Annotated in this window: 21 protein-coding genes; 9 read left to right on the top strand and 12 right to left on the bottom strand. The window is 67.1% G+C overall.

Going from position 1 to position 22,895, the window contains the following annotated elements:
* Positions 1 to 295 precede the first annotated feature (295 nt).
* The 6 genes from OCS65_RS29680 to OCS65_RS29705 all read right to left on the bottom strand — a co-directional run bounded on the left by OCS65_RS29680 (position 296) and on the right by OCS65_RS29705 (position 8,705).
* Positions 296 to 1,897 (bottom strand): peptidoglycan DD-metalloendopeptidase family protein, encoded by a 1,602-nt coding sequence (locus OCS65_RS29680; protein ID WP_263510581.1) that lies wholly within the window; start codon positions 1,895 to 1,897, stop codon positions 296 to 298.
* Positions 1,894 to 2,679, bottom strand: coding sequence for a hypothetical protein (locus OCS65_RS29685; RefSeq protein WP_338049268.1), 786 nt, complete (start codon positions 2,677 to 2,679; stop codon positions 1,894 to 1,896). The genes OCS65_RS29680 and OCS65_RS29685 overlap by 4 nt, the downstream gene beginning before the upstream one ends.
* 47 nt (positions 2,680 to 2,726) lie before the next feature.
* Positions 2,727 to 4,799: a hypothetical protein gene (locus tag OCS65_RS29690; RefSeq protein ID WP_263510583.1), complete on the bottom strand. Its 2,073-nt coding sequence runs from the start codon at positions 4,797 to 4,799 to the stop codon at positions 2,727 to 2,729.
* A gap of 92 nt (positions 4,800 to 4,891) precedes the next feature.
* Positions 4,892 to 7,954, bottom strand: a complete 3,063-nt coding sequence (locus OCS65_RS29695) for an ATP-binding protein (RefSeq protein ID WP_263510584.1) — start codon at positions 7,952 to 7,954, stop codon at positions 4,892 to 4,894.
* Entirely contained in the window at positions 7,938 to 8,348 is a 411-nt protein-coding gene (locus tag OCS65_RS29700; protein ID WP_263510585.1) for a hypothetical protein, read from the bottom strand. The genes OCS65_RS29695 and OCS65_RS29700 overlap by 17 nt, the downstream gene beginning before the upstream one ends.
* Before the next feature lie 48 nt (positions 8,349 to 8,396).
* Positions 8,397 to 8,705, bottom strand: coding sequence for a hypothetical protein (locus OCS65_RS29705; RefSeq protein ID WP_120285355.1), 309 nt, complete (start codon positions 8,703 to 8,705; stop codon positions 8,397 to 8,399).
* A gap of 1,018 nt (positions 8,706 to 9,723) precedes the next feature.
* Here OCS65_RS29705 and OCS65_RS29710 point away from each other — a divergent pair.
* The 8 genes from OCS65_RS29710 to OCS65_RS29745 all read left to right on the top strand — a co-directional run bounded on the left by OCS65_RS29710 (position 9,724) and on the right by OCS65_RS29745 (position 18,314).
* A complete protein-coding gene (locus OCS65_RS29710; protein WP_263510586.1) occupies positions 9,724 to 11,880 on the top strand; it encodes a type IV secretory system conjugative DNA transfer family protein in 2,157 nt (718 codons plus the stop codon).
* A gap of 124 nt (positions 11,881 to 12,004) precedes the next feature.
* Entirely contained in the window at positions 12,005 to 12,355 is a 351-nt protein-coding gene (locus OCS65_RS29715) for a hypothetical protein (protein WP_138998890.1), read from the top strand.
* A 2-nt stretch (positions 12,356 to 12,357) separates the two neighbouring features.
* On the top strand, positions 12,358 to 13,767 hold the full coding sequence (locus tag OCS65_RS29720; RefSeq protein WP_263510587.1) for a CpaE/TadZ family protein: 1,410 nt from the start codon (positions 12,358 to 12,360) through the stop codon (positions 13,765 to 13,767).
* Between the two features lie 116 nt (positions 13,768 to 13,883).
* The gene (locus OCS65_RS29725) at positions 13,884 to 15,065 is read left to right on the top strand and encodes an insoluble domain protein (protein ID WP_263510588.1); all 1,182 of its coding nucleotides are present in this window, start codon (positions 13,884 to 13,886) and stop codon (positions 15,063 to 15,065) included.
* Between the two features lie 28 nt (positions 15,066 to 15,093).
* Positions 15,094 to 15,780: a DUF8176 domain-containing protein gene (locus OCS65_RS29730; RefSeq protein WP_106201744.1), complete on the top strand. Its 687-nt coding sequence runs from the start codon at positions 15,094 to 15,096 to the stop codon at positions 15,778 to 15,780.
* Positions 15,781 to 15,940: 160 nt separating this feature from the next.
* A complete protein-coding gene (locus tag OCS65_RS29735; RefSeq protein WP_263510589.1) occupies positions 15,941 to 17,014 on the top strand; it encodes a DUF2637 domain-containing protein in 1,074 nt (357 codons plus the stop codon).
* 164 nt (positions 17,015 to 17,178) lie between these two features.
* Positions 17,179 to 17,511, top strand: coding sequence for a hypothetical protein (locus OCS65_RS29740; protein WP_024100426.1), 333 nt, complete (start codon positions 17,179 to 17,181; stop codon positions 17,509 to 17,511).
* Positions 17,508 to 18,314 (top strand): hypothetical protein, encoded by an 807-nt coding sequence (locus OCS65_RS29745; RefSeq protein ID WP_263510590.1) that lies wholly within the window; start codon positions 17,508 to 17,510, stop codon positions 18,312 to 18,314. The genes OCS65_RS29740 and OCS65_RS29745 overlap by 4 nt, the downstream gene beginning before the upstream one ends.
* Before the next feature lie 108 nt (positions 18,315 to 18,422).
* Here the strand turns inward: OCS65_RS29745 and OCS65_RS29750 are convergent, their stop codons facing one another.
* A complete protein-coding gene (locus OCS65_RS29750; protein ID WP_263510591.1) occupies positions 18,423 to 18,782 on the bottom strand; it encodes an Rv2640c family ArsR-like transcriptional regulator in 360 nt (119 codons plus the stop codon).
* A gap of 97 nt (positions 18,783 to 18,879) precedes the next feature.
* On the opposite strand from OCS65_RS29750, the gene OCS65_RS29755 reads away from it, so the two are divergent.
* A complete protein-coding gene (locus OCS65_RS29755; RefSeq protein ID WP_263510592.1) occupies positions 18,880 to 19,371 on the top strand; it encodes an ArsI/CadI family heavy metal resistance metalloenzyme in 492 nt (163 codons plus the stop codon).
* A gap of 53 nt (positions 19,372 to 19,424) precedes the next feature.
* Here OCS65_RS29755 and OCS65_RS29760 read toward each other — a convergent pair whose 3' ends face one another.
* The 5 genes from OCS65_RS29760 to OCS65_RS29780 are packed head-to-tail and all read right to left on the bottom strand — an operon-like array spanning position 19,425 to position 22,831.
* On the bottom strand, positions 19,425 to 19,832 hold the full coding sequence (locus OCS65_RS29760) for an arsenate-mycothiol transferase ArsC (RefSeq protein ID WP_263510593.1): 408 nt from the start codon (positions 19,830 to 19,832) through the stop codon (positions 19,425 to 19,427).
* Positions 19,833 to 19,852: 20 nt separating this feature from the next.
* Complete coding sequence (locus OCS65_RS29765) at positions 19,853 to 20,905, bottom strand: ArsO family NAD(P)H-dependent flavin-containing monooxygenase (protein WP_263510594.1); 1,053 nt, start codon at positions 20,903 to 20,905, stop codon at positions 19,853 to 19,855.
* Between the two features lie 16 nt (positions 20,906 to 20,921).
* Complete coding sequence (locus OCS65_RS29770) at positions 20,922 to 21,281, bottom strand: arsenate reductase ArsC (RefSeq protein WP_394855218.1); 360 nt, start codon at positions 21,279 to 21,281, stop codon at positions 20,922 to 20,924.
* 57 nt (positions 21,282 to 21,338) lie between these two features.
* Complete coding sequence (gene arsB / locus OCS65_RS29775) at positions 21,339 to 22,436, bottom strand: ACR3 family arsenite efflux transporter (RefSeq protein WP_263510596.1); 1,098 nt, start codon at positions 22,434 to 22,436, stop codon at positions 21,339 to 21,341.
* A complete protein-coding gene (locus OCS65_RS29780) occupies positions 22,433 to 22,831 on the bottom strand; it encodes an ArsR/SmtB family transcription factor (RefSeq protein ID WP_024100418.1) in 399 nt (132 codons plus the stop codon). The genes arsB and OCS65_RS29780 overlap by 4 nt, the downstream gene beginning before the upstream one ends.
* Positions 22,832 to 22,895 lie beyond the last annotated feature (64 nt).

Below are 22,895 nucleotides of genomic sequence, written 5' to 3' on the forward strand. Positions count from 1 at the left end.
GGGCCTGTCTTGCCGCGTCTTCGGCTGCATGAGTTGTCGGAGACGGGACTGTGGCCTCCGCAGTCGCGGAAGACGAGTCCACGGTCGTGGTGGGCGCAACCCGTATCGGTGAGATCGAGGGCCCCGAGTCCGCGGGGATTGGTCCTGCGACATCGTTCTGGGGCGATAGACACGAATGCGTGCCATAACTGACGACCAGGGCGCCCAGCATTCCCACGACAAGCTTCCTCCCCTTCACAAGGTCCCCTCCAATTCACGCGAAACGCCCGATGGCCAGTACCAACAACACGCCGATTCACATCACCCGGCGTGCTTTCATCCCGGTTTGGAGCGGTGCCTCCTCGACCACATCGCCGGTCGTCGGGGCATGGATCATCTGGTCGTCGCCCGAGTAGATCCCCACGTGGCCGGGCCCGTTCGGCCCCCAGTTGCCGAAGACGAGATCGCCGGGCTGTGCCTGCTCGATGGGGATCTCGACTCCGATGGTCCACTGTTGCTCGGACGTGCGAGGAAGCGTGAGGATGCCGGCGCTGGCCGCGTGGACCGCGAACGACGTCAGGCCGGAGCAGTCGAACCCTCCACTGGACGGGCCTGCGATGCCACCGCCACCCCAGACGTACGGGGTGCCAAGGTACTCGCGCGCGGCCGCGACGACCTGGCGGTTGGCAGCTGATGCCTTCGGCGTGAACCGGCCGCGCGAGTTCGGGTTGGTGAAGGCCGCGCGGGCTGCGGTGATCTTGGCGATGTAGTTCTGTGTTTCGGCGTAGGGCGGGATACCGCGATGCAGCAACACCGCCCCGAGGCCGGCGTTGTAGGCCGCGAGCGTCAACTCGATCGGATCCCCCGCAATCCCAGCCACATCTTGATGGAGTGCGCACATGAAGTGCGCCTGCGACATCACCGCATCGCCGATCGAGTTCGGGTCCGCTGTTCCGTCGCCGTCGTAGTCCTTGCCCCAGGTGGCCCATGGGCCGGGCATGAACTGCGCCGGTCCGACTGCGCCGGACGGTGAGACTGGGGCGTCCGGGCCGTAGCGGAAGTTGTTCTCCTGCTGGAGTTGTGCGGCCAGCAGGGGCGAGTCGATGTCGGGGCACACCCCGCCCGCGCGGCGCAGCCACGGCTCGAACTCGGCTGGGACAGCTCCGAAGGCCAGGTCGCCGCCGCCGGCCGTGCCGAATCCCGAGCAGTCGGCAGTCGAGCGGGAGGCGGCGACGAGCCGCACGTTGCTGTCCTGGTCACCGTGACGGTCGCTGTCGTGACGGTCGGCGACGGACGACGGTGCTCCGCCGTTCTGCCAAGCGATCGCGGGTAGCACGGTCACCGGGTCGATGGGGGTGCCGCCTTGCAGTCTGCCGCCCTGCCAATATTCGAAGTGCAGGTGCGCTCCGGTGCTGCTTCCGGCGTTGCCGATGTCGGCGATGTGATCGCCGGCAGTGACCTGTTGGCCGGGGGTGACGTGGATGCCGTCGGCGAACATGTGTCCGTAGACAGTGCTCACAGGTGAGCCGCCGACGTTCGAGTCGATGATCACCCAGTTCTCGAATCCGATACCTGGTCCTTCACCAGTGGAGCCTGCAGCGACCACGACTCCGTCGAGAGCGGCAAGGATCGGTGTTCCGGCCGGTCCGGCCAGGTCGTCCCCTTGGTGGTGCGTTCCCCAGCGTGGGCCGAATCCGGATGTGTGAGTCGTGGTTCCGGGGTGGACCGGTAGGTGTATCGGGCCGGAGACACGCAAGTGCAGCTCCGATGTCCCCTCGGAGGTGTTGTCGCGGGTGGGGACGGTACGGCATGGATCGTGGGGAATCACCGGAGGTCCTGTCGTACAGGCGGATATGCCGACGGTGAGAGCGGCTGCGCTGCTGAGCAACAACACCTTGCCGGCGCCGTGGATGGTCACAATTGCCCCGGGATGGGGGTGTCGAGGTCAGGAATCGGAATTGGCCCAGGCACCGGCGTCGGGGCAGGGTCAGCGCTGCGACTGGACGTGGGCTCGTGTTCCGGCTCGTTAGGGGCGGACGTTAGTTGAGGGGTGGGCGTCGTGGGTGAGGTCGGCGTCGGTCGCGGTGTCGTCGCCTCCGTCGGAGTTGGAGTGGTTGTGGGGGCGGTGGAGCGCGGTGCGGTGTCCTCGACGTCGGAGAGCTCGAGGGTCGGCAGGGGAGTGTCGACCACCCAGCGCTGCGTTCCATCGGACAGCTCCTTGACCACGACGGAGACCGTCATTTCTCCGGCTTGGGTCGGGACGAGGACCCGTGAGCTCTGCGTCCCGGCGGGGCCGGCGACGAGAGTGCTCACTGTGGGTCCGGTAATGACCACCGGAGTGCGCGGTCGTGCCGCCACCATGCTGGGCCCGGGCTCGGAGACGGTGTAGTGGCCGAGCGCGGAGGTCCACTGCGTATCCGAGAGTGTGGTGTCGACGAAGGTATGGGCGTAGGCCATCGCGGTGGCCGGTGCACTGGCTGCGGTCTGGGCTGCCGTCGTGGCGACCACCTGGGACTCGCTCACTTCGTCGAGGTTGTAGCTGATGGCGTCCGCGGTCGCCGCAGCAGTCTCAGGCCCTGCAGCGGATGTGTCCTCCACTGTCTGCGGCTGCGGTTGTTCCCCGACCAGCATGCCGACGAGCGACAACACCGCGACGACCCCGACCACAGATATTGCCAGGTTCGTGCGTGAGTAGAGCACCCAGCGGCGGATAGGGGCGAGTACGGGGTTGGGTCCGGACCGAGACATCAGAGGTACCTGTCCCGCGGAGTAGGACTGTTTGGGGTGGGCGCATTCCAGACCCGTGGTCGGGACGGTGTGTTCTCGGTCGGACGCTGACTGCGGAGGAGGCCGTGCCGTGACTCACGAGAGCTGGTGCCGGTGCTGGTGGCGTGTGCGGACTCGTGGGGACGGGCCGGGGTGTAGACCTTCATTGGTGCGATGGCGGAGCGATCCCCGCCGTCCCAGCGCTGACCGACACTGGCGGTCAACAGATCCGTGCGGGCGTGCCGCTCCCGACGTCGGTTCTCGGCCTCGTCTTTGTCCAACCGTTTCCATGCGGCCGCGCCCGATGCGACGGCTCGCTCGGTGTCCTTGTCGCCCAACGTTTTCTTACTCCGGTCCCGATTGCGGCCGGCACTGGCCGCGATACCGGCGATGCGTGCGTCCCGGTCCGCTCCGTGGCTCAGGGGCTCAGTTCTGTTCGTGCGTGCTTCTGCTCGTGCCTGGGCCAGTGCTTGCTGTCGACGATTGTTGAGTCCGCGGCCTTCGGGTCGGAAACCGGTGGACGTCATCTCGAGCTCGTCGTCGTGCCCGCGGTTCCTTCGTGTCATGCGGTCGCCGGCCTTGGCTGCGATCGCTCCGCCCGGGCCGCCGAGGGCGGCACCTGCCGCGCCGAATGCCTTCGTTTTGAGGGAGCGCTTTGCCTCCCGGGCCTTGCGGTTGACCATGCTCGAGCTGTTCTGTGTGAACGTCTGGCCGACCCGTTTGAATGGGCGCATGATCGCCCAGCACACGACGGTGAGCAGCACCATGAACCACAACCGCCAGGACCCGTCGATCTGTCCGTCGGCGTCGACGTAGAGCTGCACGAGCGCCATCAGATACAGCGCGATGATGACCGAACCGGCTACGCCCCACAGGTAGGTGGTGGCGAGCATGCGCAGGATGCGGGCGAGCCAGCCACCGGCGATCATCGCGAAGGGCACCCATAGCGGCGCGAACAGGATGGCGAATCGGATCGCGAGCAGTGCGGTGATCTTCAGGATCGAGGCGCCGATCCACAGGATCGACGGCATCGCGAGTTTGATCATGCCGATGAAACCGGTCGAGGTGCGGCCGGAGTCCTTGCCCTGGAACTGGTAGTAGGACAACTGATGGTCGGATTCCAGCGATGCGACGATCTCGCGGAACTTGTCGGCTTTCTGCTCGGCGAGCTCGGCTTGGGCGTCGGGATTGTTCTTGACGCGCTCTTGTTCTTCGTACGAAAAACCCAGCGAATCACGCAGCTTCGGACCGAGCCCGGCTGTGTCCCCGGGGTCGTAGTTCGTGCCGAACCACCCCGTGCGCCAATCCGGAAGAAAAATCTGGTCGATCAGCACGTTGCGTGGGTCGGTCGGTCCACCGACGAGTGTGCCGCCGCCCGGTCCGTCCCCGAATTGGACCGAGAATATTTGGTCTTGGGTGTCGGTGATCAGTGATCCGAATGTGTCGTCGGCGACCTGGACCGCTTTCTGTGGTGCGCCGACCATCAGTGCTCCGAGCATGAGCCCGGCTGCTGCAATTGCTGAGGTTCGGGTGACGCCTGCGGTGTCGGCCTTCAGCGATTTCCATAGCACGATCACAGCGACGACGGTCAGCGCGATCCCCAGCCATTGTCCGTAGACCCCGCGCATGCCGTTACTGATGGAGTAGACGATCCGGTCGAACTGCTCGAGTGCCGAGTCGACTCCGGCGTCGAGTGCGTCGCGTCCGGTCTTGGTTTGGTCGTCGAGCCAGAACGCCGCGGCCGCCAGGGACTTTCCGATCGTGAGGAAGGTGTTGCCGAGGGTGGTGTCGTTGACCGCGCCGGGAGCGCGCACCAGGTCCTCACCGCAGCCGAGGTCGTAGGTGTGCCATTTCAGTCCGGCCCAGCCGTAGCTTTCGTAACCCGTGCCACCCCCGTCCTCGAGGGGCGGCCGGTTGGCGCTGGACGAGTCGAAGGTCGTCTCGACGGTCTCGTTCGGGAACTCCGGGGATGGTACGTCCTTGCAGTCGAAACCGCTGGCCACAGCCGTCCCGGTGCCGATTCCGATCAGTGCGATCGTGGCGAGGATCAGCACGACGAGAACACGGGCTACGAGCTCGCCGGGCCGCCCAACGTAGCGGACGGAGAGCGACGGGACCGGAAACGTCCGGCGTGCTTGCTGCGCGCTCACGCCGGGGCGCCCATCGCGGCTCGGGTCGCACGGGAATCAAGCGCGGCAAACACATGCGCGAGGTGGACGAAGTGAGTCCAGTCCGAGCGAATCAGTTCGATGTCGTCGGCCATCTTCACGATGAACCGCCGGGCCTGATCGAGGTGGTCGGTGTCGGTGTCCTCGTCGAGAGTGTCTTCTCCACCGCCACCGAGATCGGCCAGCAGCGCTTCGTAACCTTCCCCGGCGGGCAGATTCAGCAGCTTGAGGGCGCCGTCGATGGCATGGGTGTTGCCGCCGAGATCGCCGATGATCACCTCGTAGGTCAGCGCGGACTTGTCGTCGCTGCCATCGACACCGAGATAGTCATCGGGCAGCTGCGAGCACACCAGGGCGCGGACCTTGTATTTGCGGCTGTCGCGGGCGATGCGCAGGTTCAGGGTGCGGCCGGCGCCGGTCTGTTCGAGGTACTTGTTCTCGTCGAGAAACAGCACCTTGCGCTCGAAGCGCGGCAGTTCGTAGACGAGCCGGTTTGCCAGCCACGCGGCCATGTGCATCAGGGGGCCGGCCATGCGTTGCTGTGGGGTCCACTGCGACGGATCGGTGCCGGTGGGTGGGAGCTGTAAGCCGGGCATCGTCAACACCGTCAGTCGAGTGGTGTTGTCGACGCTGTCCTCCGGCTCGCCGGTGGTGCCCGCTTCGGGGAAGAGCACGCGGGCTTCGGCGAGGTCGGCCATCATCGACAACTCTTGGTGCACGCTGCGCGCGCAGGTACGCAGATCAGCGTTCTCATCGTCGCGGCCGAGCGCTTCGATCGCGTCGAGGACTTCACGCAGGTTGTGGTGACGTTCGCCGCCGACGGTGTTCGCCGCGGTCTGCAGCACGGTTTCGGTCCACTCGTGCTCGAGGCGGGCGGGGGAGAGCATCATCTTCAGCACCGACACCGCCACCGAGATTCGCTCGGCCTGCGCCGCTCGTAGGTCGGCTTCGTACTGGGCGCGGGCGGCGGCGACCGGATCGGCATCGTCGGCGTAGTCCGGGTTCGTTGGGTTGTAGTCGGGGTCGTCGCGGCGCGGGTCGACGATCACCCGGTACGGATTCAAGGAGCCGGGGCGGGAGGTGCGCCCGGTCAATGCTTGGACGTCGGCGACGCCGCGGAATTCGGGGAGCTGCGCGAGTTTCTTGAGCGGCCCGGACGGGTCGAGCACCACCCCGTAGGCCCCGGCGCGCACTGCTTGGTAGACGAGCATTCCGGCGAGGAAGGTCTTGCCCGAGCCGGGTACCGCGACGATCGGGGTCAGGCCGGACTTGTGTTTCTTCTCGTGCGCGGCGAACAGATCCCATACCGCCGGCCGCGGGGCGATCGAGGCGGTCTCGCCGATCACCACGCCGGTGCGGTCCCCGATTCGGTCACCGACTGCGGCCATCCCGGCGGAGACGGCTTCGACGCTCATGCGCCGGCAGTGCGCGATATTGGCGAGCGGCTCACCCGGGAGGAATTCACGCAGCAATTGGTACTGCCCGTGCTCCTGCTCGAGGCGGATGCGCGGCGCATACATCTCCTGCAGCATCGACACCTTCGCCCTGGCGTCCTCGGGCGAAGAGCCGACGACGAGGACGCGGTACCACCCCTCGGTGCGCACCGACAGCCCGGAGTGGTCGTCTTCGATGTCGGAGATCACCCGCTGCGCGAGCGCGTGCTGTTCGGCCAACTCTTGCGGTGGGACCTGGTCGTGTTCGACGGTGTAGTGGTCGAACTGCGCCTCGATGCGCGCGGTGAGCCGGCGCAGACTGCGGATGGTCTGGCTCTTGGTTTTCAGGCGGAGGCGTTCGGACCATTCGAGCGGTTCACCGGACGAGTCGCCGAGGACCTGCCACGGCAGCATCTTCTCCGGGATCGGCAGCGGCGCCATGCGCCCGACCGTGAGCACGATGGCGTAGCCGGTGTAGTCGCGGCCGCCGACCTGACCGCGCACGGTGGTGTACCCGTCCCCGGGAGTCAGTTCCAGGTCGGTGAGGTCTTCGAGCGCCGCGACATCGGAGTGCTCCCAGTTCCCGCCGCCGGAGATCACGCCCTCGGCGTCGAGAGGTAACCCGAGCGAGGCGGAGCGCAGCAGCAGATAGTCCATCTGTGCGGCGGTGGCGGGCTTGGCGCGCACACCTTGTCCCGAGAGGATGCGTTCGATCGTGGCGAGGTGATCGGCGAGCGTCTTCTGCTCGTTGAGGAAGGCGGTGCGCGCCCACGCGCGAACCAGTTTCGCGACGCGTCCGAGCAGCGGCCAGTCGACGATGGGCAGTAGCCATTCGGAGACGGTGTCGAGTCCGACCGCGAGTGCCGCGCGGGGTGGTAGTTCGATGCCCCAGTAGCGGCCTTTGAGGGTGGGGTTGCCCCACAGCATCGCGTGCTGCTGACCGCGCAGGTAATCCGACCACGACAACGCGCCGGGAACATCCGGGATCGGTTCGGCCCACCCGTCGTGCGCTTGCGCCCATGCGCGCACCGCCCACGGGGTGCGCACCAGCCGGCGGTGCAGACCGGTCACGCCGGCTTCGGCGAGGTTCGCCAGCACCAGCGCTTCGTTTTGGATGTAGCGGCGCTGCCGGGCGACGGGGCGCATGTTCCACGGCCCCGGAGGCTGGACGAACCATGCGGTGGACTGGGTGCGGGTGCGGGTGATGTTGCCTTCCACCCCGACCAGCTGCAGACGCACCGCCTTGCGTGCGCGCTCGGCGCGTGTGGCCGCCGCCTTCGACTGGCGGGTGAACTCCGCGTCGGTGTGGGTTGTCTTGCCGCGCTTTCTGCGTCCGCGCCTGCGCTTGTCGGCCGGTACATCTGTGTCGATTGCAGTGGTCGGGTCGGGCTCTGCAGCGGGTGCGGTGAGGCTGCTGTCGGGCACCTGGGACCACGCCAACGGCGACGCTGGGGAAACGGTCGACGTGGTGGGGGAGTCGGTGCGATGGGCGGCGATCGCGGCGGCCCACGACGGCGGCAACGCACCCGGCGGCACCACGGCCGGTTCGGGTGCGTCGAAGTTCGGGTCGAACAGCGCGGCGATGTCGGTGTCAGGCTGTGAACGCATCGGTGGAGTTCCCTTCGTTCGACATAGCGGCGCCGGTACTGCGCGCGGTGTGGAAGGCCGCGGGGATGCGGAGCACGACGGTCTGCCCCGGCGTGGGTGGACGCGGCGCGGTCAGGTCGTTCCACGCCGCGGTGATCACCGAGCGCAAGGGACGGTCGGCGTTGACGTACTTCGTCACCCGCGCGGTAATCACCACACCGATCCCGACGATCAGCACCAGGGACTGGAAGCCGAGCGGCACGTGCACGATCGCGCGTGCGACGACGAAGACCGTGGCGGTGATGACGGCGCCGAGCCCGACAGCTCCGTAGCGCAGCCGGACCGGCAGGGTGAAGCCGGTCGGGCCGAGGTAGTGGCGGTCCACGCGGTGCAGCATGTCGTCGTTGTCGATCACGAACGATCTCCCTTCCCTGGACTGATGTGGGTGCTCACGCGGTGGTGGTCAGACCTGGATGCCGATCAGGCCGAGGATCCAGTTGCCGATCCCGGTCGCCGCGGTGGTGTTCGTCGCGATGCCCAGATACGCCATGCCGACCAGCGACAGGCCGCCGACGGTGACGACCTTCGACAAGTTGCCGCGCAGCCCACCCATCAACACCACACAGGCGATGAGCACGAGGATCGTGAAGACGATGTTGTCTTCGATCCAGGCGCGCACCCCGGTCGTAGTGACCTCGGTGGTCTGGGCCAGCACGTCACCGCGCGGGACGGTCGTGATCGCCAATTCGGCAAGGCTTGACGCGAGAGACATGAGCACTCCAGTGACGGGTTCGGTCGTACGCCCGAAAGGCGACGGCCGAGAACGTAAAACGAGGAGCCGATCTCGACCAAGCAGGTGACCGCACACCCGACACAGATCCGCCGCGATCGGCGCACTGATCGAGCGCGAGAAACCTGCCTCGATAAGCGAGGCTGCGGGGTAGTGCCGAGCGCGCCCGGGCCGGGGTTGCGCAGCAGCGTAGTTCACGCACTCAAGGGCGGTGCTGACGTAGCGGTGTGTTCGTCGGCGCGTCGTCGTGCCGGTGCTGCGGTGAGCGGAAGAGCGCTCACAGTGGTGCCGGCTATACATGGATCGACGCCGTGCACATGCGGCGTGAAAAGCAGTTCGCCGGGCGGTGATCGGATCGCCGGAAACAGCTCGCTGCACGAGTGGTGCGCGAGCATGCTCCCACAGCGTTCGAATGAGCGCGGGAACACAGCGGCGGATTCGAGTGGTAGAACGGGGCGCCTGAAGAAGCGCTCGCGACGCCTACCCCTTACGGGGTCACTCCCCCCGGCGTTCCTTGGGGGGAGTGTAATCCAGAATTCCGCCGGGCGCCAACGCTATTCGCAGACGCCCATGTCGAACGCTATTGGGAGTGCTGGATGCGTAGGCGATGTACATCCTCGACAACCGCGTCGTTCCAAGGCTCGGGGAGCGCTCGAAATAGCGCCTGCGAACACGATCGCACGCGCTCGGTCGAGCGCTCCTCGCGCCGGTGCGCGGCTGCGGTAGGTGTCGCAGGAATGAGCGCTGGTCGTGGTGCTGTACGAGCTGCGTGCTCAACGCTGTTCACGGTGCTGAACCCGGCTCGCTCTCGGCGCGCCTCGACCATGGTGGACCGCAGCATGATCGGTCAGCGCTCTCGCATCCCGGACCATGAACCGTTCACCCGATGCGGAACATGCTCACCTGCTTGGTGAAAACCTGAGCTCCCTGCCACGGTGCTCGCACACACCGCACCGGACCACATCCCGGTCAGCGCCACCACGAGCGAAAGGCACAGGCAGTGAGCGGAACTCCCGACCCTCTCAAGGACTGGCTCGTCGCTACCTGGCTCGACACATTCGGCGACACCACCAACACTCGCGGCGGTCGTGCCGGTGACGACAACGGCACGTCGTGTGTGCCGCGTTTCGTGCCTGTCTCGCCGTTCACGGCGGTACCTGCCGCAACGGCCTTCGCCGGCTCCCATCTCATTGCCTCCGCAGCCGGCAACCAGGCTGCGATCGACGTGCTGACTCAGCTGCACGACTACCGATGGCCACTGACAGTGGTGACAGCACCGCTCATCGGCCTCGACGTCTCGCGTCACCGTGCTCGCCGCTGGGCGCAGATGCTCGAATCGATGGTCCAGCAGAGCACCGGCCACACACCCACAAAGCTCTCCGTTCCGCTGCCCATGAGCGGACATGTGATGCGCCGCGCGACGATCAGGCTGCCGCGTGGTGCGGTGATCCGGCCCAAGCAGTTCGAGCAGTTCTCCCGAGCGGTCGAATCCGCGTTCGGCGACGAGTGGTGGGCGATGACGGTGCGGCACGACGCGCACCGCGACCGCCTGGTCCTCATCCGCAGTGCGATCGCGCCGGATACCCGCAGCGAGCGACAGAAGGTCCTGCAGGATGCGCTCGACGCGGCGTCGATCTTCAAGAGCCCGAAGGTCAGCGTCGACACCCTCGACGAAGAAGGTATCGAGACCGGTTACCGGATCGCCTTCGCCAAGTCGATGAACGCCGGCGCCCCCGCGTTTCAGGCCAAGGTCGACGAAGCCCTCGCCTCGCTGGCCGGCCCGCACGAGTCCGGACGGCACTGGACGTGTGATTGGTACCCGAACAAGGGCTATCTGGTGATGCGGTTGGTCACCGCCATGCCCGACCGCGTCGACCATCCCCTGGAACTGGTCGATGAGAACCTGCGGCACCTGCCGTATGCGACCGGTGCGGCGGATCGGATCATGTTCTGGGATGTGTCCACCAGCTCGAACAAGCCGCACTGCCTGATCGTCGGCCCCACCGGTGGCGGTAAGACCTCGGTGATCCGCACCCTGCTCACCGAGGCAGCGCGGCGCGGGATCCCGTTCGTCGGGGTCGATCCGAAGATGATCGAACTCGACGGCCTCGAGGGCTATCCGGGGTGCGGGGCGATCATCTACGACGCGCTGCGCGCGGCGATGTTCGTGCGCGCCCTGCACACCGAGATGATGGCGCGCAACGCCTACATCCACCAGATGAAGATCGAAGGCTCACAGCTGCCCCTGATGATCGCGGTGCTCGACGAGTTCTTCATCCTCTCCGGCAAGTGGCAGCGCCTGGCCAAGACCGGCGACGACGAAACCAAGACACAGCTCAAAGAACTCGACCCACTCGGAGCGTGGGCGGATCTGGCGGTGCTCGCGCGCTCGGCCGGCATCCGATTGTTGCTCGGCGTGCAGCGCCCGGATGCGTCCCTGTTCGGCGGCGCCTCGGGCAATGCGCGCGACAACTTCGGCACCCGCATTTCGCTCGGCAACCTCTCGCAGGACGGCGCGCTGATGATGTGGGGCGACTCCACCGTCGGCAGGGAAGTCGATACCTCAGTCAAGGGCCGCGGGATCGCACTCGGTGACGACGGGTCACCGGTCGATGCACAGATGTGGTGGACCCCGAACGTCGACAAGCATCCGAACAAGTGGAACCAACTGTCACAAAGCGAAAAAGCGATCATCGACGGCCTGATACCAGCGGAGGCACCGCAGTTCACCTGCTACTCGCCGGATCTGGCCGACTTCATCGAATCCGAACGCGCCCTCGCACGGCGTGCGCGCAGCCACAGCAGCGTCCCCGAACCGATCGTCATCGGCGGCGCAGAGACGGGGGAGAGCAGTGCGGTGTCGATGACCAAACCCGGCACGGGAGCCGCACCACAACCGGAGCCCGAGGATGACGATTTCGCCGATGTCATCCCGGCGTCGAGCGTGACCGCCGGCCAGACCGTGCTCATCGACAACGAAGACGGCGAACTGGTGCCGGTCACCGCCTCGGCGGTCGACGTGCGCCGCGGCACCCGAGGCGAAGTCGTCGAGACCGTCCTGACCGTCGGCGCCGGCCGCGTGAGGACCCGCATCACCTTCGACGCGACCGGTGTCGTCGTCCTACCCGAACCCGACCTCGTCGAACAGCCCGCCTGATGCTCCGACATCACCCGGCGCGAGCGCCGGATCGCCACTGAGCAGTCGCGTCCGAAGCGTCCCGGCCTGACCGCCTGTCACTTCATCTATCGCCCCAGCAACCACCCTCCGGAAGGACTGCCCGATGACCCGTCGTATTTCCCAGTCGATCACCCCCACCGCCGAGGACGTTGCTGCGCTGCGCGGACCGTTCGTATCCAAGGGCGCCAACGATCCGGTGATCAAAGCGTTGCGCGAGTACTTCAAGGCGACCTCGCCGGTGTGGCTGGCCAAGCTCGACGAACGCCAGGAACTCACCCGCGAACGCCTCGCCGAGATCCGCGACGCCGCCACCAAGCGCCGCGTGGTGATCGAAGCGCTGCCCGACGGCAAGGCCCGCGACAAAGCCCTCGACGAGCTGACACAGACCGAGGCGGTCGTCGAGGAGATGGACACCGCACTGGCCGGCGCCGGTGCCTTCGGCGGGATCAACTAACGATGGCGCCGACCGTCGAGATCGAAGCGACCTCCGCGACCACAGCACGCGCGACGCTCACCGGTGCCGATGTACCGCCGATGGACCTGGCCGCGACCGAGGACAAGGCACTGGCTGCTGTCGTGCACGAATTCGTGTGCACACTGGCGGTCAAGCAGCAGTCCGCCGTCGAGGTCATCTACCGGACCGGCAAAGACACGCGGTTTCTCACGGTCGGTCCCGACGGCACGCTCACCGAGAACGCTCCGAGCGTGCCCATCCCGGTCGTCGCGACCGAACCCGAACCGGCAGCGGCGGAACCGGTCTCCGCGGCACCGACCGGACCGGTGACCGTGATGGCCGGCCCGATCACGTACGAGACGCCCGCACAGAATGCTCCCAAGGCATCCCAGAGGACCGCAGAGCCCGCGCCGGCACCCACTCCGGGACCGACATCCACACAACCCGCGCGCTCGGTCACAGAGCCGCTCAGCGCGTCGTTCGATGCACTGTCTGCGCTGTCCGCACCCCGTGTGGATCCCGCGGCCGGTGCACCGGCCCGCAGCGGTGTTCGCGGACGCGTCAATGCGATGTTCGGGCTGAAGCTTGCACCGAAGGCGCACTCGCGCGAGATGCGGTTGCGCGGCGCACAGACATCGATCGGCCGCCTACTGCCGGAGGGCGCGCTCGTCACCGTCGCCAACGTCAAAGGCGGCGTCGGCAAAACCCCGATGGCCATCGGCCTGGCCGAAACCATCGCCGAACACCGCGGTCCCGCCACGATCGCGTGCCTGGACCTCGGAGAGGTCGGCGGCAGCTTCACCGATCGGATCGCGCTCCCCCCGACCGCAGGGCAGGACGTGGCGTCGCTGCTCGCCGATCTCAGCGATCAGGCGCAGCCGGTGCGCCCGTCCGTGCTCACCCGGTATCTGACCCGTCAGCCGTGCGGCTCGTATGTCGTCGCCGGATCGGCCGGGGCGGCGGCACCGGTGAGCTACGACGACGCCGCGACGTTGGCGGCGATCCTCGGACACCACTACGACCTGCTGCTCGCCGACACCGGCAACTCGCGCCACGCCGGCAGCTGGCGATGGGCCATCACCGCCGCGCACACCGTGATCGTTCCGGTGCCGCTGCGCCGCGACAGCGCGGTCGCTGCCCAACGCACCCTGGCCGCGATCCACGCCGTCCACCCGGATGTACTCGCCCGCACGGTCGTGGTCATCACCGAAGGTCCGGGAGATGTGCCGATGGTCGAAACCCACGCCGTCGACGCGTTCTCCGCACTCGGGGTGCCGGTGTGCCGGATGCCGTTCGAGCCGCTGTTCGCCTCCGGTGAGCGCATCACCTTGAGCCAGCTACGACGCGACACCTGCGAGGCGTTGACCGTCCTCGCCGCCACCGTCGTCGACCTGATCGCAGACGTCCCCTGATCCCGTTGGTCCGGAACCGTTTTCGGTCCGGGCGCGAGGCCGCTCCACTTGACCCTTTTCCGATCCCCGACCAGACCCGGCCATCCCTGTGGCCGACCGATGAAAGGCAATGCCCGATGAGCAACGACAACCCCACCCCTCACCGCGCCGCACGCCGCGCTGCCAGTCGCCACCGCACAGTCCAGCGTCAGGCCACGGCCGCGTTCGTCGCGACCGCGGCAGTGGCGGCAGGACTGGTGCTGGCCCCGACCGCCGGGGCGGCCCCATCCCAGGGCGGCACTACCGGCGGCGGGACGCAAGGCGGCACCACCACGACCCCGGCACCGCAGCCCGAGGTGGAAGTTGTGCCGCAGGCGCCGTCCGAGCCGATCTACTGGTCCGCCCCGCCCGCCGTACAGCCGCAGTACGAGCCGCTGCCGAACTACGACTACGACACCGGCCGCTACAACCGGCAGGCCACCTACACCCCGCCCCTGGACCTGTCGACGCTGCACGCTCCGACCCCGGTCGAGCAGGCCCCGATCTACATTGCCCCGCCCGAGAAGATCATGATCGGCGACTACCACCTCACCCAGCCGAACTGGGTCACCGACGCCGACCGCGAGCGCACCAACAACACCGCCGGCCTGACCCGATCCCAGGTGGCCACCTTCTGGCGCTCCGTCGGTGTCGATGCCGATCGCGCAGACCGCGTCGCCGCCGCACAGATCGGCGGTGCCGTCGCCGGAGCGACCGCAGGTGCCGTGGCCGGTGCGGTGCCCGGTGCGCTGATCGGCGGCACCATCGGCGGAATCGGCGGCGCCGCCCTCGGCGGGGTGGTGCCGCTGCCGATCCCGGTGCTGCCCGAAATCACCACCGGTGTCGCAGGAACCGCAGCCGGTGCTGCAATCGGCGGCGCCGTCGGCGTAGTCCCCGGCGCGCTCGTCGGCGGTGCGATCGGGTTGACTGCCGGTACCGCCTTCGGTGCCGGGGACGACGAAGGCCAGCCGATCGAGATCGAGTTGCCGGACGTGCAGCAGGACGTGATCACCGAGCAGACCGCGGCGACGGTCGAGCAGTGGCAGACCTCCGGACCGGTCGGTGCCACCGCTGCGGAGGTCGTGCGCAGCGCGGTGCAGACAGCACCTCACATCGATTCACAAGCCCGCGAATGGGTCACGGCCCAACCCGGCGGCGAGAACGTGATCGCCGCCGTCGACTCCACCCTGGAGGCGTTCTTCGGTGGCTCGGCCGGCACTGCCGCCGAGATGATCTCGACCGCCGTCGGACAGGGCGCCGACGCCCCGGCCTCCGCCTGACCGCACGAAAGGATGTGGGTGCACCCCGATGAAACTCGGCAAGACAACATCTCGGCATCCGGCTGTCGTCGACCTTCTCGGCGGTGCACCCACCCCGCGCTCGGGTGCCACCGTCGATCCGGTTGCACCCGGCGATGCGATCGCCGGTGCATTGGTTGCACCGGCGGTGACCCCACACGAGCGACCTGTGCCGCGCACATCGAGGCGCACAGGCCGCGTTGCAGCGGTTGCCATCGCCGTTGCAGTGGGGGTTGCCGCCGTCACCATAGGGGTGATGTGGAGTGCACGCGGCGAGGAGTCCGCAACGGCAGCACCGCCGTCCGACGATGTGGGGACACCGATTCTCGAACTGTCCGCAACGCCGACGGCGCCGGCGTCGGATCTCGATGACGAGTGCCGCGCCGACCGGGGTGACCAGCGCAGTGGCGCCGGGGTGATCGCCGCCTGGAACTACGCCTATTACGTCCGGCGCGACGCGGTTGCCGCCCGCGCCCTGGCCACCCCGAACAGTTCCGTCGTCCCGGCCGAGCAGCTGCAGTCGTTCATCGACGACATCCCCGTCGGCACCAACTACTGCGTCCGCACCAAGGCCCTGTCAGAGGATGTCTACCTCGTCGACCTGTCCGAACTGCGCCCCGACGGCGTGCACCGCATCACCCAGACCGTCACCACCCAGCAGATCGACGGCACATGGTTCGTCGACGTCTTCAACTGACCACCGACCCGGCAACCCGCCCGTCTCCGGGTGGTTCGCGCGGCGCACCTCGTCGATGTCCTGTCCGCACCGGGGCGGGAGGGGAGTCAGACGCCGAGAGCACGTGTCCGTAGTCGAATCAGCGCCCCTCTAGAGAATGTCGTAGAAAGAGGCTTCCGTCGTGTCCGATGACTCCACTCAGCCTGCACCGCCGTTGCACCACGACGATGCGCGGCCGGTGCGTTCGAAGATGCTCGGTGTCGCCGCGGTGGCGACCATGGCCCTGTTCCTCGCGGCGTTGGCGTTCACGCTCTCGTTCGATGCGTTGCGGGCACTGGCCATCGAAATCAACGTGCACCCGAGCCGTGCATGGATGGCGCCGGTTGCCATCGACGTTGCACAGGCCGCTGCAACAGCCGGCTACGTCATCTTCCGCGTTGCCAACCGACACACCTGGGCGCGCCGCTACTGCATGACCTTGGCGGTCGTCACCGTCGCGTTGAGTGTGGTGGGCAACTCGTACCACTCGTATCAACTCGCCGCCCGCAACATCGAGCGCATTACAACGGGAGAGATGCTCGACTTCATCCCGCAACCCCCAGCCATTGCCGCGGTCATTGCGGCGATCTTCCCGCTGTTGTGGCTGGCACTGTTTCACCTGTTCACCATGATGCTGCAGGTTGTCATCGACGAACGCACCCAACGCCGTGATGCTGCAACGGTGGATCATGTCGTGCACCGCGAAAGCAACACCGCTGCACCGATCCGCACCGCGACCGAGAAGACGACGGAGCATGATTTCACGCTTGCCGCGGTGGCAACGCCGGAGAGCGCAACCGATGCGGGCCGCGCCCACGAGGTGCACCACGAAGCGCAGGGTGCATCACCCGGAACCTCACACGAGTCCGGCGTTGAGGGTGTTGCCCTCGCCGAGACGATCGTGGACGCCGACGTTGTCGTGAACGACCGCGGCGCAGATGCAACGCGCAACGGTTACCCGCACACCGCGGCCGGGTTGCAGCAGTTCCTCGCCGACGGCAGTTTCACCGACCCGGTCAAACGCGTGGCGGCGATCCTCATCGACGAGCCGCACCTGCGGCAAACCCAGGTTGCGCGGCGGCTGCACGTCGATAAGTCCACGGTCAGTCGCCGGTGGCGCTCGTTCGTTGCGGTCGCCGAAGCTGAAGGCTTCGCCGTGCCGCCGCTCCCGGCGGCCGACAGCACCGGACGGGTGCGAGAACTGCAACCCGCATGACTCATGTCTGAGGTGTTGCTGTGGTCCATGAAGCGGCAATCTTCCTGACTTCGCGTTCCCGCTCGTGCGCTCACTTTCAGGGCAATGGCATGCATCCTTTACACTGAGAGAGATCAATCCGGCAGGTCAACGCACTTTCGGTGCCGAGCGTGAGGGGAGTTGAGATGTCCGTCGTACCGAGGAAGGTCATCCGGCAAAAGCTCATGCAAACTGCCGTTCTGGACAAGATCGAACGCGAGCATCTGCCGGTGGACACCGATCGGGTTCGCCAGAGTCTGGACAGGATCCGTGAGCAGGTCCGTGGCAAGTCCATGCTCGAGCACGTGGGGCGGTGGGAGCAGCTTTTGCGGACCGGTGATCTCGACATGATCCGGCGGATTGTGCTCTCCGATGACGAGGTGGGGCGCGAGATGCGAAATCTGTCGCCCCTGACCGTGTTGTTGACCGAGTCCGAGCGTCTCGACGTTCTCGATACCGTGCGACACCGCGCGGCGTGAATCGCGAACAGTTCGCACGGGCGATCCGGACCGCGTGCGCCTATCTCGACGAGCCGTACGTGGTGGTCTTCGGTTCGCAGTCCATTCTGGGTAGCTACGACGACTCGATGCTGCCCGTGGAAGCTTCGATGTCACGTGAGGTGGACATATCTCCTGGCAGTGCGTTCACGGCCGGGATCGATCTCGACGACAAGCTCAGTGTCCTGGACGTTTTCGTCGGGGAGGATTCGCCCTTCCATGATCTGCACGGGGTCTATGTCGAGGGCATCCACAAAGACACCGTGGTGCTGCCGCGCGGGTGGGAGAACCGACTCGTTCATTTCGCGGCTGAGGATGGTTCCGGCGCGGAGTACGGGCGCACCGGTTTGTGCCTGGACCCGGTAGATCTGTGTGCGGCAAAGACTATCGCCGGCCGGACCAAGGATCACGAGTTCGTGTCCGCTCTCATCCGGGACGGCATCGTCGGCGCTGTCGACATCCTGGACCGCATCGCCGCGGTCGGAATTCAGTGGCCGGCCGTCTATACCGATGACCGCGATCTTGCCCTTACCCGCGCGACGAACTGGCTCGAATCGTTCCTTCCTGATCGGGCACCCGCGGCGGAGGCGGGGCAGTCGGTTGCCGAGCCTTCGGCCGAGAACTATCGCGCTGTGCTCGACGGGCTTTCGGCCGCAGCGACGGCTCACCCCCGCAGCATCCGGGAGATGCTGGGGCGGTCCTCGAGGGCGACCCGGAGGGCCGACGACAACGGCGCCTCTTCCTGCGGAGTCGACCGAGAGCACGGACCAGAGCCCGATCGGTGAGTTCGGGCGGGAGCGGTCACCCGTTCCTGGTGCTGCCGCGCCACCACTGCGCGGCGGCGTGCCCTCGAACACCGGGCAACACGATCGGCCCACGCGGTCGATGACGGGTCAGCGGCAGCAGTTCGGGTCCAGCACCGCACGTAACGCCTCGAGAGACTCGGCGCGGGCGCGGTAGAAGACGTTCATCCCACGTCGTTCGGATACGACCATGCCGGCCTTGCGCAGCTGCCCGAGGTGGTGACTGACAGTGGATTCGGCCAGGTCGACGCCGGTGGCGAGATCGCAGGTGCACACTTCACCGCCGTCGGCGGTGAGCAGGATCGACACGAGCTTGATGCGGACCGGGTCCGCCAGGGCCTTCAACCGCAGGGCGAGTTCGAGAGCCGCGTTGTCGCTCATCGGCGCGGCCGAAACCGGTTCGCAGCAGATCGGGGCGCTGACGTCGATCACAGGCAGAGCTTTCGGCATGGTTCGAGCTTATCCGCTTACTTGACATATGTCGAAAAGGTGGAGCATCCTGTACACGTCCAGAGTTTCGACTTATGTCACACAGGTGGAGGATGTCATGTCCCGCGCACAACTCGCCCTCAACGTCGACGACCTGACCGAAGCGGTCACGTTCTACTCGAAGCTGTTCGGCACCGAACCGGCCAAGCTTAAGCCGGGCTACGCGAACTTCGCGATCGCCGAGCCGCCGCTCAAGCTCGTGCTGCAGGAGAACCCTGGCAAGGGCGGCACCATCAACCACCTGGGCGTGGAGGTGGAATCGAGCGAGAAGGTCCATGCCGAGATTGCCCGCCTGACCGGCGAAGGGCTGTTCACCGATGAGGAGATCGGCACCACCTGCTGCTTCGCCACCCAGGACAAAGTGTGGGTCACCGGCCCGGCCGGGGAGAAGTGGGAGGTCTACACCGTCCTCGCCGATTCGGAGACCTTCGGCTCGAGCCCACAGCACCTCGACGACCCGGCCACCGCCGAGGGTGGGGTGTGCTGCGGCACCGCTGCGGCCCCGGCCGAGGACACACAGCAGACCTCGACCGCACCGTCCTGCTGCTGAACGGCTTCCCTCGAGGTCGGCCACCCCGCTTCGGGTGGCCGACAACGGTGTCTTCAGCGACGGAGCCGCTCGGCGAGGTCGGTGACACGAGCGGCGATGTCGTCGCGGACCAGCCGCATCCGTTCGATGCCGTCGATGCCGCGCTCGGACGGCTCGTCGGTGTCCCAGTTCTCGAACTGTGTCCCGGCCACCGGATCGAGGTGGGCTTCGCGGCCGAGGGTGACCACGAGATCGACGTTCCGAACCAGCTGGGGGTCGACCGGTACCGGGGTCTGGCCGGTGATGTCGACGCCGACCTCGAGGAGTACTTCGGCCGCCAAAGCATTGATGTTGGTGCCGGGTTTCGTGCCGGCCGAATGCACCGCGACGGTGTCGCCGGCGGCGGCCCGCATCAGGCCGGCGGCCATCTGGGATTTTCCGCCGTTCTTCACACAGACGAACAGCACCGAGGGTGCGCTCACGGTCGAGGTCCTTCCGCAGGTCAGTTGTCGAGGTCGAGGTCGAGGTCGGCGACAGTGGCCTTGGCGGTGCGGCCGACGCCGAGGAGGGTGGCTGAACCGGGACCGGTCCAGTCGCCGTAGCCGAGCAGATGCAGGCGCGATTCCTTGAGCGAGCGGGTGCCGGCGACCGGCACCGTGCCCGTGCGATCGCGCAACCGCAACGGCCGCAGATGCGCGAGGGCAGGCCGAAAACCCGTCGCCCACACCACGACATCAGCCCGCTGGTGACGCTCACCCCAGGCGATGCCGTCGACGGTGAGCCGATCGAACATCGGCAGCGCGGTCAAGACGCCACGCTCACGTGCCGCGAGGACCTCCGGAACCATCACGATGTCCCCCAGGGCGGCGATGCCGCCGGGATCGGACTGTCCGGCGGCCAGAGCCACTGCACGGCGGGAGGCGAGCTCGAACAACGCCCGGCCGTCGACACCATCCGGCAGGAACCGCGGGGGCCGGTTGGTGACCCACGTGGTTGCCGCGGTGGTGGAGATCTCGGCGACGAGTTGAGCCGCGGAGTTGCCACCCCCGACCACGACGACATCGGCGCCGGTGAACTCGGTCGGGGTGCGGTAGTCGACGGTGTGCAACTGCCGCCCGGTGAACACCTTCATGCCCGGATAGCTCGGCCGAAACGGTCGCTGCCAGGTACCGGTGGCGCTGATCACCCGCCGCGCCCGCCACTGCCCGCGGTCGGTGTCGACCAGCAGATCAGGGCCGTCGCGGCGTACCGCCTGCACCCGCACCGGCCGCTCGATCGGCAGGCCGTAGCGGGCTTCGTAGGCGGTGAGATAGTCGACGACATGCCGTGCAGGCGGGAAACCGTCCGGCCAGCGGGGCATCGGCCACCCCGGCAGGGACGCGAATTCCGCCGGGGAAAACAGTCGCAGCGACGGCCACATGTGCGGCCACGCCCCGCCCGGGCTGTGCTGATCGTCGAGGATCACGAAGCGGTGCCCGGCCCGGCGCAGGTAGTAGCCGGCAGCCAGACCCGCCTGCCCACCGCCGATCACGAGCACCTTGACGTTCGTCGTCATCGAAGAACCTCGCAGGTCAGCGCGGTGAGGACTGGGTGGTCAACTCGGCGACGAGGGCTTCGACCTTGGCCTTGATCTCGTCGCGGATCGGGCGCACCGCCTCGATGCCCTGCCCGGCAGGGTCGTCGAGCACCCAGTCCCGGTAGGACTTGCCCGGGAACACCGGGCAGGTGTCCCCGCACCCCATCGTGATCACCACATCCGATGCCTGCACCGCCTCGGTGGTGAGGATCTTCGGATTCTGACCGGAGATGTCGATGCCGACCTCGGCCATCGCCGCGACCGCGGCCGGATTGACCTGCTCGGCCGGGGCGCTACCGGCCGAACGCACTTCGATCCGATCACCGGCGAGGGCGGTGAGGAACCCGGCGGCCATCTGCGAGCGACCGGCGTTGTGGACACAGACGAACAACACACTCGGTGTGCTCACGGATCAAACCTCTTTCGATGCGGGCACGTGTGCCGACTCGTGACGGGTGAAGCGTTTACGCAGGGCGAGGGAGACGTACACCAAGGCGACGAGGACGGGAACCTCGATCAGTGGTCCGACCACTCCGGCCAGTGCCTGCCCGGAGGTCACCCCGAAGGTGCCGATCGCCACCGCGATGGCGAGTTCGAAGTTGTTGCCCGCCGCGGTGAACGCGAGCGTGGTGGTGCGCTCGTAGCCGAGGCCGATCGCGGCGCCGAACAGATAACCCCCGCCCCACATGATCGCGAAGTACGCCAGCAGCGGCAGAGCGATCCGCACGACGTCGAGCGGCTGGGAGGTGATCTGCTCGCCCTGCAACGCGAACAGGATCACGATGGTGAACAGCAGACCGTACAGCGCCCACGGCCCGATCTTCGGCAGGAAGGTGTCCTCGTACCATTCACGGCCCTTGGCCTTTTCGCCGAAGTGGCGGGTGAGGAAACCGGCGATCAGGGGGATGCCGAGGAAGATCAGCACCGACTTGGCGATCTGCCACGGCGAGACATCGAGGGCGGCCTGTTCGAGACCGAGCCAGCCGGGAAGCACCGACAGGTAGAACCAGCCGAGAACGGCGAACATGATCACCTGGAAGACCGAGTTGATCGCCACCAGCACCGCCGCGGCTTCGCGGTCCCCGCACGCGAGGTCGTTCCAGATGATGACCATGGCGATGCACCGCGCGAGACCGACGATGATCAGGCCGGTGCGGTACTCGGGCAGGTCCGGCAGCATCAGCCAGGCGAGGGCGAACATCAGGGCGGGTCCGAGGATCCAGTTCAGGATCAGGGAACTGATGAGGAGTTTGCGGTCGCCGGTGACGGTGTCGAGGCGGTCGTAGCGCACCTTCGCCAGCACCGGGTACATCATGATCAGCAGACCGAGGGCGATCGGCAGGGAGATGCCGTCGATCTCGATGAAGCTCAATGCTTCACCGAGTCCGGGGATCATCCGGCCCAGTAGCAGGCCGACGACGATGGCGGCGCCGATCCACACGGCCAGGAATCGGTCGAGGGTCGACATCTTCCCGACGACCGCCGGGTGTTCGGTGTTCGTCGTGGTCATCGCGTTGCCTCCGCGGCATCGTCGACGACGGCGCAGTCCGAGCCCGGGACGACTCCGCGTTCCGGGGACAGCACGGCCGACAGCTGGGTCAAGGCAGAGGGGATCACCCGGTAGTACACCCACGTTCCGCGGCGTTCGCAGTCGAGCAGACCGGCTTCGCGCAGCACCTTGAGGTGATGCGAGATGGTCGGCTGGGACAGGTCGAAGGCCGGGCTGATGTCGCACACGCAGCTTTCGCCGCCCTCGTGGCTGGCGATCAGGCTGAGCATCCGTAGGCGCACCGGGTCTCCGATCGCCTTGAACATCCGAGCCAGCTCCCCGGCCCAGTCCTCCGTCAGAGGTTCCCGTACCAGTGGTGCACAACAAAGGTCACCGCTATCAGTTTGAATCGACACCCATCAATATTGACAGTGATCGAATCAGCGGGCAAACCGGGCTACGGCCGCCATCGGTGCAGGA

It is taken from the genome of Rhodococcus aetherivorans, assembly GCF_025722975.1.
In the GTDB taxonomy this organism is placed as follows: Bacteria; Actinomycetota; Actinomycetes; order Mycobacteriales; family Mycobacteriaceae; genus Rhodococcus; species Rhodococcus aetherivorans.

Bases quoted from the DNA above. Each gene is read 5' to 3' on its own strand.
- OCS65_RS29695 (WP_263510584.1), bottom strand. From the start codon at position 7,954: ATGCGTTCACAGCCTGACACCGACATCGCCGCGCTGTTCGACCCGAAC.
- OCS65_RS29705 (WP_120285355.1), bottom strand. From the start codon at position 8,705: ATGTCTCTCGCGTCAAGCCTTGCCGAATTGGCGATCACGACCGTCCCG.
- OCS65_RS29715 (WP_138998890.1), top strand. From the start codon at position 12,005: ATGACCCGTCGTATTTCCCAGTCGATCACCCCCACCGCCGAGGACGTT.
- OCS65_RS29720 (WP_263510587.1), top strand. From the start codon at position 12,358: ATGGCGCCGACCGTCGAGATCGAAGCGACCTCCGCGACCACAGCACGC.
- OCS65_RS29725 (WP_263510588.1), top strand. From the start codon at position 13,884: ATGAGCAACGACAACCCCACCCCTCACCGCGCCGCACGCCGCGCTGCC.
- OCS65_RS29730 (WP_106201744.1), top strand. From the start codon at position 15,094: ATGAAACTCGGCAAGACAACATCTCGGCATCCGGCTGTCGTCGACCTT.
- OCS65_RS29740 (WP_024100426.1), top strand. From the start codon at position 17,179: ATGTCCGTCGTACCGAGGAAGGTCATCCGGCAAAAGCTCATGCAAACT.
- OCS65_RS29750 (WP_263510591.1), bottom strand. From the start codon at position 18,782: ATGCCGAAAGCTCTGCCTGTGATCGACGTCAGCGCCCCGATCTGCTGC.
- OCS65_RS29755 (WP_263510592.1), top strand. From the start codon at position 18,880: ATGTCCCGCGCACAACTCGCCCTCAACGTCGACGACCTGACCGAAGCG.
- OCS65_RS29765 (WP_263510594.1), bottom strand. From the start codon at position 20,905: ATGACGACGAACGTCAAGGTGCTCGTGATCGGCGGTGGGCAGGCGGGT.
- OCS65_RS29770 (WP_394855218.1), bottom strand. From the start codon at position 21,281: ATGGCCGCCGGGTTCCTCACCGCCCTCGCCGGTGATCGGATCGAAGTG.
- arsB (WP_263510596.1), bottom strand. From the start codon at position 22,436: ATGACCACGACGAACACCGAACACCCGGCGGTCGTCGGGAAGATGTCG.